Annotated in this window: 11 protein-coding genes; 8 read left to right on the top strand and 3 right to left on the bottom strand. The window is 64.1% G+C overall.

The features are described 5' to 3' along the window. Window positions 1–193: 193 nt before the first annotated feature. The 7 genes from G6N74_RS17095 (at window position 194) to G6N74_RS17125 (ending at window position 8,181) form a co-directional block, all read left to right on the top strand. Window positions 194–1,054, top strand: coding sequence for an FAD binding domain-containing protein (locus G6N74_RS17095; protein WP_165119140.1), 861 nt, complete (start codon window positions 194–196; stop codon window positions 1,052–1,054). Then, window positions 1,051–4,035 carry a molybdopterin-dependent oxidoreductase gene (locus tag G6N74_RS17100; protein WP_165119141.1) on the top strand — a complete coding sequence of 995 codons (2,985 nt, stop codon included), beginning with the start codon at window positions 1,051–1,053 and terminating at the stop codon, window positions 4,033–4,035. The genes G6N74_RS17095 and G6N74_RS17100 overlap by 4 nt, the downstream gene beginning before the upstream one ends. 181 nt (window positions 4,036–4,216) lie before the next feature. Further along, window positions 4,217–5,758 carry a 6-hydroxynicotinate reductase gene (locus tag G6N74_RS17105; RefSeq protein ID WP_165119142.1) on the top strand — a complete coding sequence of 514 codons (1,542 nt, stop codon included), beginning with the start codon at window positions 4,217–4,219 and terminating at the stop codon, window positions 5,756–5,758. Beyond that, complete coding sequence (locus tag G6N74_RS17110; protein WP_165119143.1) at window positions 5,755–6,699, top strand: UPF0280 family protein; 945 nt, start codon at window positions 5,755–5,757, stop codon at window positions 6,697–6,699. Before G6N74_RS17105 ends, G6N74_RS17110 begins: the two co-directional genes overlap by 4 nt. Continuing rightward, complete coding sequence (locus G6N74_RS17115; protein ID WP_165119144.1) at window positions 6,692–7,276, top strand: amino acid synthesis family protein; 585 nt, start codon at window positions 6,692–6,694, stop codon at window positions 7,274–7,276. Before G6N74_RS17110 ends, G6N74_RS17115 begins: the two co-directional genes overlap by 8 nt. Then, the gene (locus G6N74_RS17120; RefSeq protein WP_165119145.1) at window positions 7,273–7,731 is read left to right on the top strand and encodes a MarR family winged helix-turn-helix transcriptional regulator; all 459 of its coding nucleotides are present in this window, start codon (window positions 7,273–7,275) and stop codon (window positions 7,729–7,731) included. Before G6N74_RS17115 ends, G6N74_RS17120 begins: the two co-directional genes overlap by 4 nt. A gap of 219 nt (window positions 7,732–7,950) precedes the next feature. After that, on the top strand, window positions 7,951–8,181 hold the full coding sequence (locus G6N74_RS17125; RefSeq protein WP_165119146.1) for a hypothetical protein: 231 nt from the start codon (window positions 7,951–7,953) through the stop codon (window positions 8,179–8,181). Between the two features lie 4 nt (window positions 8,182–8,185). Here the strand turns inward: G6N74_RS17125 and G6N74_RS17130 are convergent, their stop codons facing one another. From G6N74_RS17130 to G6N74_RS17140, 3 genes are all read right to left on the bottom strand, one after another. Further along, complete coding sequence (locus G6N74_RS17130) at window positions 8,186–8,950, bottom strand: ABC transporter substrate-binding protein (protein WP_165119147.1); 765 nt, start codon at window positions 8,948–8,950, stop codon at window positions 8,186–8,188. A gap of 114 nt (window positions 8,951–9,064) precedes the next feature. Next, window positions 9,065–10,807, bottom strand: a complete 1,743-nt coding sequence (locus G6N74_RS17135) for a hydantoinase B/oxoprolinase family protein (protein ID WP_165119148.1) — start codon at window positions 10,805–10,807, stop codon at window positions 9,065–9,067. A 199-nt stretch (window positions 10,808–11,006) separates the two neighbouring features. After that, window positions 11,007–13,079: a hydantoinase/oxoprolinase family protein gene (locus G6N74_RS17140; protein WP_165119149.1), complete on the bottom strand. Its 2,073-nt coding sequence runs from the start codon at window positions 13,077–13,079 to the stop codon at window positions 11,007–11,009. A 210-nt stretch (window positions 13,080–13,289) separates the two neighbouring features. Here G6N74_RS17140 and G6N74_RS17145 point away from each other — a divergent pair, with 210 nt between their 5' ends. Then, entirely contained in the window at window positions 13,290–14,117 is an 828-nt protein-coding gene (locus tag G6N74_RS17145; protein WP_165119150.1) for a ferredoxin--NADP reductase, read from the top strand. Window positions 14,118–14,388: the final 271 nt, after the last annotated feature.

Below are 14,388 nucleotides of genomic sequence, written 5' to 3' on the forward strand. Positions count from 1 at the left end.
GACCTCCGGCCCGAAAATGATCGCGCTAAGCGTTGTCCGGAAGCTGCCGCGCCGTCAACCGGCATTGTGTTGAAAGCTCGAATTCCGGGCACGGTACGACGGCTTACAAACTCCGCTTTGACAATTTCCGCGACCTTGATATCATTTGCATGCGAATGAATTTTCGAGCGCCGGCCACGCCGGGAGGCATTGCGTGATCCGTTACGCGAAACCCAAAAATGTCGATGAGGCGCTGGCGCTGCTTAGCGATGGGCCATGGCGCATTCTGGCCGGCGGCACGGACTTTTACCCGGCGCTCGGCAACAGGCCGCTCAGCGAAAATGTTCTTGATATCAATGGGCTATCCGAGCTTCGCGGCATAGCAGAGGTTGGCTCGCATATCGTCGTCGGCGCGCGCACGACCTGGACCGATATCATTCGACGCGACCTGCCCGCCGCCTTTGACGGGCTGAAGCTTGCGGCACGCGAAGTCGGCTCGGTGCAGATCCAGAACCGTGCATCCATCGCCGGCAATCTGTGCAACGCCTCGCCGGCCGCCGATGGCGTGCCGCCATTGCTCACGCTGGGTGCGGAAGTCGAACTGCGCTCAGCCAGTTTAACGCGCCACCTGCCGCTCGAGGACTTCATTCTCGGTAACCGCCGCACTGCCTTGCAGCCGGGCGAGATGGTGACGGCGATCCGCATCCCGAAATCCGCGACTGCCGGCACCAGCGCCTTCGTAAAACTCGGCGCGCGCCGTTATCTCGTCATCTCCATCGCCATGGCCGCCGCCCGCATCGTCGTGGAAGACGGCATCGTCGCGGAAGCAGCGGTTGCGGTCGGCTCCTGCTCGCTCGTCGCCAAACGGCTGACCGGCCTTGAAGCCGCCTTGCGCGGCCTGCCCATTGGCCCGGCGCTGGCGGAGACAGTCGCTGCCACGTCGCTCCCCGAACTCGCTCCCATCGACGACGTGCGCGGCACTGCCGAATACCGGCGCGAGGCGGCGCGCGAAATCGTTACCCGCGCCGTGCTTGCGGCTTCCGGTCACCATCCTCTGACGAAGGTGGCTGCATGAGCACCGGGCGCATCGACATCGCCTTCGAGGTCAATGGCGCCGCCGTCGCCGTCTCGACGCCGCCGGTCCAGCGCCTGTCCTCACTGCTGCGTGACGAGTTGTGCCTGACCGGCACCAAGGTCGGCTGCGATGCCGGCGATTGCGGCGCCTGCACGGTGCTCATCGACGGCGAACCGGTCTGCGCCTGCCTCGTGCCGGCGGCGTCGGTTGCGGGCGCGTCCGTGCGCACCGTCGAGGGGCTTGCCAACGGAAAGCTCTCGGCGCTGCAGGCGTCGTTCCTCGAACATGGCGCCGCCCAATGCGGCATCTGCACGCCGGCGCTGCTGGTGGCAGGCACCGCGCTGCTGGACAGGAACCCGCACCCAACCGAGATGGAGGTACAGGATGCGCTCGGCGGCATTCTTTGCCGCTGCACCGGGTATCGGAAGATCGTGGCGGCGGTGATGGGGGCTGGGGGATTCATTCCCGCCTCACCTGATTCTGAACCACCCCCCTCTGGCCTGCCGGCCATCTCCCCCGCAAGGGGGGAGATTACTCGGTCATCGGCCTCCTCGCCAATCTTCGACATTGCAGGAGGGGGTGAAACCGCAGAGCTGCTGATCTCCCCCCTTGCGGGGGAGATGGCCGGCAGGCCAGAGGGGGGTGGTGCACGGAGCGCGCCATCGCAGAAGGCTACCGCAGACATTGCGCTTCCGCGCACCCTCAACCGCCGTCTCCCCGAAACCGGCCACGCCGTCGGTTCCTCCCCCATCCGTCTCGACGGCATCCCCAAGGTAACCGGGGCCGAAAAATTCGGCGGCGACAGCTTTCCCGCCGACGCACTTGCCGTCGCCGTCATTCGCTCGCCACACTACCACGCTGCTTTCGCCTTCGGCGATCTCGAAGCCTACAAGGCAAAAAAACCCGGCATCGTCGGGATCTTCACGGCGGCGGACATTCCCGGCAAAAACTGCTTTGGTGTCATCCCGCCCTTTGCCGACCAGCCCGCGCTTGCCGAGACCACCGCGCGCTTTCGTGGCGAGGCGGTGGCGCTGGTTGCCGGCGAGCGGGAGGCAATCGCCTCGCTCGACCTGACGAAATTCCCCATCATCTGGACCGAACTGCCGCACATGCTTCAGCCCTGCGAGGCGCAGGCGGAGCATGCGCACCTGATCCACCCGAACCGCGAACACAATCTGCTCACCCAAGGTTTTGTCGAACGGGGCGACCCGGAGGCTGCACTCGCCAAGGCAGCGCATACCGTGTCCGGCGAGATCGAAACCTCCTTCGTCGAGCACGCCTATATCGAGCCGGAAGCCGGTTTCGCGTACATGGACGGCGACACATTGGTCGTCACCGCCTGCACGCAGGCGCCGTTTATGGACCGCGACGACACGGCGAAAGTGCTCGGCCTTGCGCCGGAAAAAGTGCGCATCGTGCCGACTGCGACCGGCGGCGGTTTCGGCTCCAAACTGGACGTGTCGCTGCAGCCGCTGATCGGCCTCGTCGCGATGAAGACCGGCCGGCCGGCAGCCCTTGCCTACAGCCGCAACGAATCCATGATGTCGACCACGAAACGCCATCCCGCCTCGATGAAGGCGACCATCGGCGCGAATGCCGAGGGCCGCGTCACCGGCATGGTGTTTTTCGGCGATTTCAACACCGGTGCCTATGCGAGTTGGGGCCCAACGGTGGCCAACCGCGTGCCCGTCCACGCTTCCGGCCCCTATGCCACGCCGAACTATCGCGCCCTTGGCCGCGCCATCCACACCAACGGCCCGATTGCCGGCGCGTTTCGCGGCTTCGGCGTGCCGCAGGCGACCATCATGCAGGAGACACTCTACGACGCGCTGGCGGAAAAACTCGGCATGGATCGGCTGGATTTTCGCCTGAAAAATGCGCTTCGGAACGGTTCCGAAACAGTGACGGGGCAGATCCTCAAGGCTGGCGTCGGCATCGCCGATTGCCTCGAAGCCCTGAAGCTGCATTGGGCGCGTGCGCTGGCCGACGCCGAAAACTTCAACGCCGGAAACGACGCGAAAAAACGCGGCGTCGGCGTTGCTTCCTGCTGGTATGGCTGCGGCAACACTTCCCTGCCCAACCCCTCGACGATCAAGATCGGCATTTCGCCCGCCGGCAAGGTCGTGCTGCATCAGGGCGCTGTCGATATCGGCCAGGGCTCCAACACCGTGATCTCGCAGATCGCCGCCGATGCGCTCGGCGTGCCGCTGTCGCTGGTCGTGCTGCGCAGCGCCGACACCGCGATCACGCCCGACGCCGGCAAGACCTCCGCCTCGCGCCAGACCTTCGTCTCGGGCAAGGCGGCGGAGAAGTCGGGCCGGAGCTTGCGCGAAAAGATCCTGCGTTTCGCCAATGTTTCCGAGCGCGCGACGCTGCAATTCGATGGTGCGGTACTCGTCATCCGCGAGGGCGAGGCCACCCGCCGCATCGATCTCGCCAGCCTTCCCGCGGACGCTGACGGTTTTGTGTTCGGCGCGCAGGAGACCTACGATCCGCCGACGCTCCCCTTGGACGAAAAAGGCCAGGGCACGCCCTACGCCCAATATGGCTATGGCGCGCAGATCGCCGAGCTCGAAGTCGACCTCAAGCTCGGCACGGTCAAGCTGATCAAGATCACCGCCGCACACGATGTCGGCCGCGCCATCAACCCACTGCTCGTCGAAGGCCAGATCGAAGGCGGCATTGCCCAGGGCATCGGCATGGCGCTGATGGAGGAATACATCCCCGGCCGCACCGAGAACCTGCACGACTACCTCATCCCGACCATCGGCGACGTGCCGCCGATCGAAACCATCCTGGTGGAAGTTCCGGACCCGGAAGGACCGTTTGGCGCCAAGGGTTTGGGCGAGCACGTGCTGATCCCGACCGCGCCGGCCATCCTCAACGCCATCCGCCATGCAACGGGCGTTCTGGTGACCAAGGTGCCGGCGACGCCGAGCCGGATACGCGCGGCGATCCGGGAGGCAGAGGCCGAGACATGAAAGTCTTATCCAACCGCTGCGATGCACCCCCACCCCTAACCCTTCCCCACAAGGGGGAGGGGAATATCGAGGCCGATCTCACTCGTGATCTGCTGGCAGCCGGCAGCCCAACAAAGTCCCCCTCCCCCTTGTGGGGAGGGGCTAGGGGTGGGGGTCTATCGACAATCGGGAACATCGCGCCATGAGCGAGCTTGCCGAACGCTTCGACACCCATGATCCCGGCGAAAAGCAGGTGGCGGAAAAGATCCGCTGCGATGCCTGCCCGGTCATGTGCTACATCGCCGAGGGTCGCACCGGCGCGTGTGACCGCTACGGTAATACAGGCGGGCGCATCGTGCGCTGCGACCCGTTGACCATCCTCGAGCACAGCGCCGGGACCGGCGGCGCGGTGGTGCCCTTTGCTGGCGAAGGCGAAGAATGGAATGGCGAGCTGGTCAATAGCGGCCGCCGCTTCGTCACGGCGATCGGCGCAGGCACCACCTATCCAGACTACAAGCCTGCCCCCTTCATCGTCAGCCAGGAGGTCGAGGGCGTCGATCTGGTGACGGTCGTCACTGAGGGTATTTTTTCCTATTGCGGCGTGAAGATAAAGATCGACACCGATCGTTTCCTCGGCCCTGAAACGGCGATTGTGCGGGCCGAGGGCGAGGCGGTCGGCCATGTCACCACCGGCGAATATGGCTCGCAGATGCTATCGCTCGGCGGCGTGCACCACCTGACCGGCGGCTCCAAATCGGAAGGCCGCGTCACCTGCGCCACCATGCTCGACCTCTGCAACCGCAAGCCGGTGGAGCTTGCCATCGACGGCGGCGCAACCGTCATTGTCGAAGCCGGCAAGGCCCCGGTGATCGACGGCCAGGCCGAGCACCGCATGCGCGTCGGCTGCGGCTCGGCCACCATCGGCATGTTTGCCACGCAGTGGCGCGGGCTGGTCGACGAGGTTGTGGTGGTCGACGACCACATCACCGGCGTCGTCTCCGAGCATCAGGCCGGCAAGGTGCTGGGCTGGGAGGACACGGGCATAAAAATCCTCGGCCGCCGCTCGACGCCCGGCCGCTATTTCAAGGTCTCGGAACCCGGCCTCGGCTGGGGCGGCACGACGATTTCCGACCCGTTGTCGATCCTCGGCGAATGGAACCCGAAGAAGGGCGCGCGGTCCGGCCTGTCGCTGCTGATGGTCTCGACCACCGGCGAGCAGTTCGCCTATTTCGAACTGAACGACGATTTGAAACCAGTCGAAAAACCGTTCCCCGAGCGGCTGCGCAAATCGGTCGGGCTGATCGAGGACAATTGCGAGCCGGCGCTGTGCACAGTGCTGTTCGTCGGCGGTGCCGGCGGTAGCTTACGCGCCGGTGTGGTGGAAAATCCGGTCAACCTGACCCGCTCGGTGCAGGGCCTGAAAACCTATGTCACGGTCGGTGGCGCGCCGGTCTATGTCTGGCCCGGCGGCGGCATCACGCTGATGGTCGATGTCATGCGCGTGCCGGAAAACGCCTTCGGCTATGTGCCGACGCCAGCTCTCGTCGCGCCGATCGAATTCACGCTGCGGCGCGACGACTATCTTCGCCTTGGCGGCTATGCCGATGAAATCCGCAGCGTCGACGATGTCCTCGCCAAGGGCGGCGAATATTTCAATGCCCGCGGCCGCAAAGACGCGCCGACTGACAATCCATGGCCGCCGCTGGCGCAACTGCGCCTCGCCGGCGAAAGCCCGGATCGATGAACGGTCCGCAGGCATCCTGGCTGGTGGACGGCAAGCGCCTTCACCTCAATCACGGTCCGATCGACCTGATCGTCGAGGCGTTTGGTGAGGCGGCCGAGGTGCGCGCCGCGTATGAACAGGCCGTCTCTCGGTTCCAGACGGTGCTGACCGAACTCGTCGCCGAACTGCCGGAGCTGCGCCGGCCTGCAAGCACACAGCCGCGCGCCTTTGCCAGCCCGGTAGCCCGGCGCATGGAGGCCGCCGTCAGCCGCCTTGCCGAGAAAAATTTCATCACGCCGATGGCCGCCGTCGCCGGCTCGGTGGCCGAGGAAATCCTTGCCGCGATGCTTGCGGGGCGGAGGCTGCAAAAGGCCTATATCAACAATGGCGGCGACATTGCACTGCATCTCGCCCCGGGCGAAACGATGACGCTGGCCATCGCCGGTACCGGCCACGGCTTTGCCGACCGCATCACCATTTGCGCAGAAGACGGGATAGGCGGCATCGCCACCTCCGGCTGGCGCGGGCGCAGCCATTCGCTCGGCATCGCCGATGCGGTGACTGTTCTGGCGCGCACGGCGGCGGAAGCCGATGCGGCTGCGACGCTGATCGCGAATGCAGTCGACTTGCCGGGGCATGTCGCGATCGAGCGGCGACCGGCGCGGGAGCTTGCTCCCGACAGCGATCTTGGCGGCCGGCTTGTGACGGTGGATGTTGGGACGCTCAACTCTGCCGAGGTGGAAGCTGCGCTTGCGCGCGGCCTTGATGTTGCGGAAGACTTTCGCCGCGGCGGATTGATCGAAGCGGCGGCGCTGTTTCTGGGTGGCGATAGTCGCCTCTGCGGGGAAGTTCATCCTGAAGTATCGACGCGCCACGTTGCCCCTCCCTACCCTGCCGGACGACCGCAAACACTGCCCGATCGCCACACCCGACAAACATCGAAAGACATCCACCATGCCTGAATTCCCGATCCGTAAGATCGCCATTCTGACCGAAGAGATTTTTCACGAGGGCGGCCCTGTCTCCCAGGAACCGCGCCGGCGCGTGGCCGGGCTGGCCGTCGTGAAGAACCCTTTCGCCGGTCGCTATGCCGAGGAACTGCAGAACGCGATGGACGATCTGAAGCCACTCGGCCTGCTCCTGACCGACAGGATGATCGAGGCGCTGGGCCGCGACATCAAGGCCATCGACGGCTACGGCAAGGGCGCCATCGTCGGCACCGCCGGCGAGATCGAGCATGGCGCGCTGTGGCATGTGCCGGGCGGCTATGCCATGCGCGAACGGCTCGGCCAGGCGAAGGCCATCGTGCCGTCGGCGATGAAGGTCGGTGCTTTCGGCTCTCGCCTCGACTTGCCGCTTGGCCACACCAACGCCGCCTATGTGCGCAGCCATTTCGACGCCATGGAGGTCGGCATCGCCGACGGCCCACGGCCGGACGAAATCCTGTTCTGCCTTGCCATGGCCTGCGGTCCGCGTATTCATAGCCGCATGGGCGGGCTTGAGGCCAAGGACATCAAGGTCTGGGACGGGCAGCGATGACCGGGGAAGACAATCTCCTGAAGCTTGTCGAAGCCGACGAGACAGAAGGCGAATATCATCTGCAGGAGCAGGTCGGCTTCATCCTGCGCAAGGCGCATCAGCGCCATGTCTCCATCTTTGCCGCGCATATCGGCGACCTGACGCCGCCGCAATTCGCGGCACTCGCCAAGCTGCATGACGTCGGCGAGACCTCGCAGAACCAGCTCGGCACGCTGATCGCCATGGATGCGGCGACCGTCAAGGGCGTGATCGACCGGCTGAAGGCGCGCGGGCTGGTCGAGCTTTCCAGGCACGAGGTCGACAAGCGCCGGCTGCTGGTCAGCCTGACGGTGGAGGGCCGCGCCATGGTGGAGCGGCTGATACCCCTAGCGCAGAAAATAACCGAGGAAACGCTTGCGCCGCTGACGCCGAAGGAAATCGGCACCTTCCTGAAGCTGCTGGCCAAGATGGCTTGAGCCGCTTGCAGACACGCGAAAGGCTGAGGCATACCCCAAAGATCGGAATCGATTTTTGAAAGCGCCGCGCCCAGATTAGAGATAGCTAATGCGCTGTATGGTGCATGCGACACTTGCGTGTGCTGCAGTGCGATATTTTATGTTGCAACGCAACAAAATCAGCATAGGCTGAGTAAGAACCCTGGGAGGAGCAACCGTTTCACGGAAAGGCGTGAATGCATGCTCCAGATCATGATCCTCGTTTGTTCGGTCAATGTTTCCCCGGTCGACTGCCAGATGGAAACCGCCCTCGACGTCATCAGCGGCCCGCAAACGGCCAGCGCCATTTCCTGCGGCATGCAGGGCCAGGCGCTGATCGCGTCGACCTCATTCGCCAGGCAGCGTCCCGGCGAATATGTGAAGATCAAATGCACGCATCTGAAGGGCATGAAGACGGCGCAGAAGATTTAGCCTTCTAGCCACCGTAGACGTCGAAGGAAAAATACCGGTCGTTGATTTCCTTGTATTTGCCGTTGGCGCGCAGCGCGTCGATTGCGGCGTCCAGCTTTTCGGTCAATTCCTTGTTGCCCTTCTGCAGCGCGATGCCGACACCGGGGCCATGCACAGCCGGGTCGGGCGTCAGCGTGCCGAGCAGCTTGCAGCAGGCGCCGGCATCGGTCTTCAGCCATTCGGTCAGGATGATCGAGCCGTCCATCACCGCATCGACGCGGCCATTGGCCATGTCGGCGCGGGCATCATCGCCGGTCGGGTAGGACTTGACCTCGGAGCCGGCATATTCCTTCTCGGCGAAGTTGGCGTGAATGGTGGCGTTCTGCACGCCCAGCACCTTGCCTTTGAGGTCTTCCGGCGTGGCGCCTGTAAGCGGCGAATCCTTCGGCACGGCGATGGCCGGCGGCGTCTGGTAGTATTTGTGGGTGAAATCGACCTTCTCCGCCCGCTCCGGCGTGATGGTGATGTTGATGATGGCGTCGAATTTTCCGGCCTGAAGTGCGGGAATCGAACCGTCGAAATCCTGGACGACGAATTCGCATTCGACCTTCATTTCTTCGCAGAGCGCATTGCCGATATCTATATCGAAGCCGGCAAGCTTGCCGTCGGCGGTGGCGTAGTTGAAGGGCGGGTAGGCGCCCTCGGTGCCGAGCTTCAATTTTCCGCCTTCGGCGGCGGCAGAACCGAGCATGAGCGCAAAGGCGGAAGCAGCAAGCACAAGACAGCGCATTCTTGAATTCCCCTCATTATGATTATCGGGGAATTTTATCCCACACAGGAAACAGGGCCTGCAAGGATGCGACGCTCGCTATGATTTTTGGGACAGTGCCCCGCCAAGGATAAGTCAGGCAGCGGGTGTTTCCCGCAGTTCCTGCGTCGCCTCCCGGTCGATCGTATCTGCCACCACCGCAACGCCGAACATCGCCGCTGCCTGCTTGGCGGTGTAGTAGCCAAGCCGGACATCGCGCAGCACCAGTTCAGGATCGCGCCTGAAGGGATCGCCATAGCCGCCACCGCCGGGCGTGCCGACCTGCACGCGGTCGCCGGCCTTCAGCGGAATGTCCTGCTCCTTCGACAGATGCGGCGGCACATGCGCCTCGCCGCCACGATAAACAGTCACCGAATTGACCGCGCCATCGCTGCCGCCGCGCGCGCCCTGCGGCCCGACGCGGCCATGGTCCATGACGAACGATGCGCGCGCCTCGCCGCGCAGCAGTTCCACCTCATAGGCCAGCCCGAAGCCGCCACGATGCTCGCCCGCACCGCCCGAGCCTTCGCGCAGTGCATAGTGGCGGTAGAGCACGGGATAGGCCTGTTCCATGATTTCCACCGGCGGCGATTTCGAAATGCCGATGGTCGAGCAGCCATTGGAAAGGCCATCATGGGAAAGATTGCCGCCATAGCCGCCGCCGGAGATCTGGTACATGACGTAGTCCCTGCCCCGCACCGGGTCGCTGCCGCCGAGTGCGAAATTACCGCTGGAGCCGGCGGGTGCTGCCGTCACTTTTTCGGGCACTGCCTGCACCATGGCGGCAAACACCGCCTCGGCGATGCGCTGCGACACCTCTGCCGCACAGCCGGAAACCGGGCGCGGGTATCTGGCGTCGAGGAACGTTCCCTCCGGCCGCTTCACCTCCAGCGGCTCGAAGGCCCCGGCGCTGATCGGCACGTCGGGGAAAATGTGGCGCATGGCGAGATAGACGGACGACAAGGTTGTCGCCAGCACGCTGTTCATCGGGCCGATGCAGGGTGGGCTCGATCCCTCGAAATCGAAGGTCAGCGTATCGCCGTTCTTCTCGATCGCCAGCGCGATCGTCAGCGGCTGGTCGACCACGCCGTCGGAATCGACGAAGGCCTTCGAGCGGTAGGTGCCATCCGGGATCGGCGCGATATACGCGCGCATCTGCTCTGCAGCGCGCCTGCGCAGCTCGGCAATGGACTCGACCACCGTTTCGTCACCGTAACGATCCAGGATCGCAAACAGCCGATCCTGTCCGACATAAAGCGCTGCTGCCTGGGCGCGAATATCGCCGATGCGCTGGTCGGCAACGCGGATGTTGGAGCAGATGATCGAATAGATCTCCTGATCGAGCATCTTCTTCTTGAACAGTTTTACCGGCGGCAGGCGCAGACCCTCCTGCTCCACCGCCGTCGCCGAGGCCGAAAACCCACCCGGCACCGAGCCGCCGATGTCGGGCCAGTGGCCGGTGTTGGAGAGCCAGCAGAAGATCTTGCCCCCGCGCCACACCGGCATGGCGAAGCGCACATCCATCAGATGCGTGCCGCCGAGATAAGGATCATTGACGATATAGATGTCGCCCTCTTCCGGGGCTGCGCATCTGCCGTCGCGGATCATCTCGATGATCGTGCGCGTCGAATACTGCATGACGCCGACGAACACCGGCAGGCCCTGCGAACCCTGCGCGATCAGCGAGCCGTCCTCGGCCGAATAGATGCCGTCGGAACGGTCATTGGCCTCGGCGATGACCGGCGAGAAGGCGGCACGGCTGAAGGTCAGGTCCATCTCGTCGCAGGTTTGTTGGAGCGCTGCCTGGATGACGGAAAGGGTGATGGCGTCGAGCGACATGATCAGGCTCCGGCCGAGTACAACAAGGATGGGGCAAGCACCCCCTCTCCGTCGCGCTTCGCGCGCCACCTCTCCCGCATTTCATGGGGGCGAGGAACCGCTGCCGCAACGTTTTCTCGAACCTGCCAAGGCTTGGGTTCCTCGCCCCCTGTAAGGGGGAGAGGTGGCGCGCGAAGCGCGACGAAGAGGGGGTTCCGCTTCATAACTTCCCCACCTCGATCACAATATTCCCATCCGCATCCGACCGCGCCTTATCACCAGGCTCCAGCACCGTCGTCGCGTCCATCTGCTCCAGTATGGCCGGCCCCTCGATCTCAGCATCCAGCGGCAGCTTTTCGCGGGCGTAGACCGGCGTGTCGTGCCATGCGCCATCATACCAGACCGGCCGCGTCTCGCGCAGCGCGCCTTCCAATGTCGCGGCCCGCCCCGCCGGGTCGATCAGCCGCGAAAGATCGACTGCCGGACGCACGCCGGTGACCGAGGTGTTGAGGTTGACGAGATTGGCGCGGATCTCCGGAAGCTCGACCTTGAAGCGGGCAAAATAGGCTTTTTCAAACAGGCTCTGCAGCGTGGCGCGGTCCACTTGCGCCGACGGCAGCGGTACGTTGAGAATATGGGTCTGGCCAACGAACTGCATGTCGGCCGAATGCGTCACCCGAATGCTTTCCGGCTTCACGGCCTCCTTGGCGATCAGCGCCGCACCCTCCTCGCGATGCCTTTCCAGGATTTCCGCAATACGGGCCTCGTCCACGCTCGCCACCGGCTGGTTGACGGTGTTGACGAAATCGTGGCGCAGGTCGGCAACGACGCAGCCGAGCGCATTGGTGATGCCCGGTCGCGCCGGCACCAGCACTTTCGGCAGGCCGAGTTCGCGAGCAAGCGCTGTTGCGTGCAAGGGCCCTGCACCGCCGAAAGCGAACAGCGCGAAGTCGCGCGGGTCGTGGCCGCGCGCCACCGAAACCATGCGGATCGCGCCCGCCATCTTCATGTTGCCGAGCCGCAGGACGGCACCCGCCGCAGCCACACCGTCAAGGCCGGTCGCGCGCCCGATCTTGTCAGCAAAGATCGCGCGCACATGCTCGACCGTTACCGGGTTTTCCACCGCCAGCAGCTTTTTCGGGTCGAGCCGCCCCAGCACAAGATTGGCGTCGGTGATAGTCGGTTCCGTGCCGCCGCGCCCGTAGCAGATCGGACCGGGATTGGCCCCTGCACTTTCCGGCCCGACCTGGATCAGTCCCGACGCATCGACGCGCGCGATCGAGCCCCCGCCGGCGCCCACGGTGTGCACCGCCACCATCGGCACATGGATCGGCATCGCATATTCGATCTCGGTTTCGTTCGACACCGCCGGCTCGGCGTTCTGGATCAGCGCCACGTCGGTCGAGGTGCCGCCCATGTCGTAGGTGACGAGGTTTTCATAGCCGGCGCGCTTGCCGGTATATGCCGCCGCGATCACGCCGGAGGCCGGACCGGACATCACCGTCTTGGCTGATTCACGTGTGACGAAGCGGGCCGAGATCATGCCGCCATTGCCGTTCATGATCAGGAAATCGCGGCCATAGCCGCGCGCTTCCAGCTCCGTGCGCAGCCGCTCGACATAGCGCTCGAGGATCGGCTGCACCGAGGCGTTGACGGCAGCTGTCACGCCGCGCTCGAATTCGCGCGCCTCCGAAAGCAGCGCGTGGCCGGTGGTGATGTAGCCGTTCGGCCAGCTTTCCCTCGCGATCTCGGCTGCACGTTTCTCGTGCTCTGGATTTGCGTAGGCGTGCAAAAAATGGATGACGAGGGATTCGCAGCCGGCCTCGATCAGCCGCCGCACGGCCTCTCGCATCTCAGCCTCGTCGAGCGGGATCCGCACCGCGCCGGACGCCTCGACGCGCTCCGACACTTCAAGCCGCAAGTCGCGCGGAATGACCGGCACGAACACGCCTGTCATGCCGTAGGCCTGCGGCCGCGTGCGTCGGCCAAGCTCGATCACGTCGCGAAAGCCGCGCGTGGTGATCATGCCGGTGCGCGCTAGCCGCCGCTCCAGCACGGCATTGGTGGTGGTGGTCGTGCCATGCACGATCAGGTCGATCTCGGGAATGGGAAAGCCGGTGTCGGCAAGGGCCGAAACCACGCCGAAAGCCTGGTTGTGGACGGTGGTCGGCGTCTTGGCGATGTGCACCCGGCCACCGCTTCTGCCATCGATCATCAGCAGGTCGGTAAAGGTCCCGCCGACATCGATACCGGCGACCACACTTCCGGCATTTGAGGAATAATTCTCAACCATGCTCGAAACCCGAAATGTACGGCCTAAGGATGGGAAGTAGATTGGAAAGGTGTTTCACGTCGCTATCTTGACGTCAATATCGTTTGTATACTAATAAATTTCGGACACAAGAGTATACCGTTTCGGGATTTGTGGTGGCGCGCCGGGCAGTCAGGCCATGGTTCGCAAGGCGATGTTTTTGCGCCGCCGCAGGCACAAGGTTTGGTTTCGATGAACACCGCGACTGCCCTGAATACCGTCGGCGCCAAGCCGCTCGATTTCCCGATTCCGGCCAATGTTCACGCCGAGACCGTTGTCTCGGTCAAGCACTATACCGACCGGCTGTTCTCCTTCCGCATCACCCGGCCGCAGTCGCTGCGCTTCCGCTCGGGCGAGTTCGTCATGATCGGCCTGCCCAATGCCGAGAAGCCGGTGTTCCGCGCCTATTCGGTCGCCAGCCCAGCCTGGGACGAGGAACTGGAATTCTTCTCGATCAAGGTGCCGGACGGCCCGCTGACCTCGCATCTCCAGAAGATCCAGCCCGGCGACACCGTGCTTATGCGCCAGAAGTCGACAGGCACGCTGGTGGTCGACGCGCTGACCCCGGCCAAGCGCCTGTTCATGATCTCGACCGGCACCGGCGTGGCCCCCTTCGCCAGCCTGCTGCGCGATCCCGACACTTATGAAAAGTTCGATCAGGTCATCCTCACCCACACCTGCCGCGATGTGGCCGAGCTTGCCTATGGCAAGGAGCTGGTCGAAGGGCTGGAGAACGATCCGCTGATCGGCGAACTCACCCATGGCCGCGTCACGCTCTATTCGACGACGACGCGCGAAGAATCCTCCCACATGGGCCGCATCACGGCGCTGATCGGCTCGGGCAAGTTCTATTCCGATCTCGGCATCGAAAAGCTGAACCCGGAAACCGACCGCATCATGATCTGCGGCTCGATGCATATGCTGAAGGACGTCAAGGAACTCGCCGAAAGCCTCGGCTTCGACGAAGGCTCCCTCAGCCACCCCTCGACCTTCGTCGTCGAACGCGCTTTCGTCGGCTGAGTTTTTGGCGGGCGGCGGGTGTCGCTCGCTTTTCCCGTTTCCTCCGAAAATCTTGGGCGGCAAGCTTAAGCATCGATAGCTGGCGGTTACGTCCGTGGTGTCGTCGTCCCTAAGGCGAGCGAAGTCCGCGTAGGCTCGATTGGTCCGCGCCTCGTCAAATACGGCTCGGTTTCTGTTCGTATTAAATTCTGCACCGCCGACGCTCTTCTCCATTCCGGCATGGATTCCCGACACTCTCCGCTCGTTCCTCGCTCACGAGGTCGAGAATGAC

It is taken from the genome of Mesorhizobium zhangyense (assembly GCF_011045115.1).
Classification (GTDB): domain Bacteria; phylum Pseudomonadota; class Alphaproteobacteria; order Rhizobiales; family Rhizobiaceae; genus Mesorhizobium_M; species Mesorhizobium_M zhangyense.

Bases quoted from the DNA above. Each gene is read 5' to 3' on its own strand.
- G6N74_RS17100 (WP_165119141.1), top strand. From the start codon at position 1,051: ATGAGCACCGGGCGCATCGACATCGCCTTCGAGGTCAATGGCGCCGCC.
- G6N74_RS17105 (WP_165119142.1), top strand. From the start codon at position 4,217: ATGAGCGAGCTTGCCGAACGCTTCGACACCCATGATCCCGGCGAAAAG.
- G6N74_RS17110 (WP_165119143.1), top strand. From the start codon at position 5,755: ATGAACGGTCCGCAGGCATCCTGGCTGGTGGACGGCAAGCGCCTTCAC.
- G6N74_RS17115 (WP_165119144.1), top strand. From the start codon at position 6,692: ATGCCTGAATTCCCGATCCGTAAGATCGCCATTCTGACCGAAGAGATT.
- G6N74_RS17120 (WP_165119145.1), top strand. From the start codon at position 7,273: ATGACCGGGGAAGACAATCTCCTGAAGCTTGTCGAAGCCGACGAGACA.
- G6N74_RS17125 (WP_165119146.1), top strand. From the start codon at position 7,951: ATGCTCCAGATCATGATCCTCGTTTGTTCGGTCAATGTTTCCCCGGTC.
- G6N74_RS17130 (WP_165119147.1), bottom strand. From the start codon at position 8,950: ATGCGCTGTCTTGTGCTTGCTGCTTCCGCCTTTGCGCTCATGCTCGGT.
- G6N74_RS17135 (WP_165119148.1), bottom strand. From the start codon at position 10,807: ATGTCGCTCGACGCCATCACCCTTTCCGTCATCCAGGCAGCGCTCCAA.
- G6N74_RS17140 (WP_165119149.1), bottom strand. From the start codon at position 13,079: ATGGTTGAGAATTATTCCTCAAATGCCGGAAGTGTGGTCGCCGGTATC.
- G6N74_RS17145 (WP_165119150.1), top strand. From the start codon at position 13,290: ATGAACACCGCGACTGCCCTGAATACCGTCGGCGCCAAGCCGCTCGAT.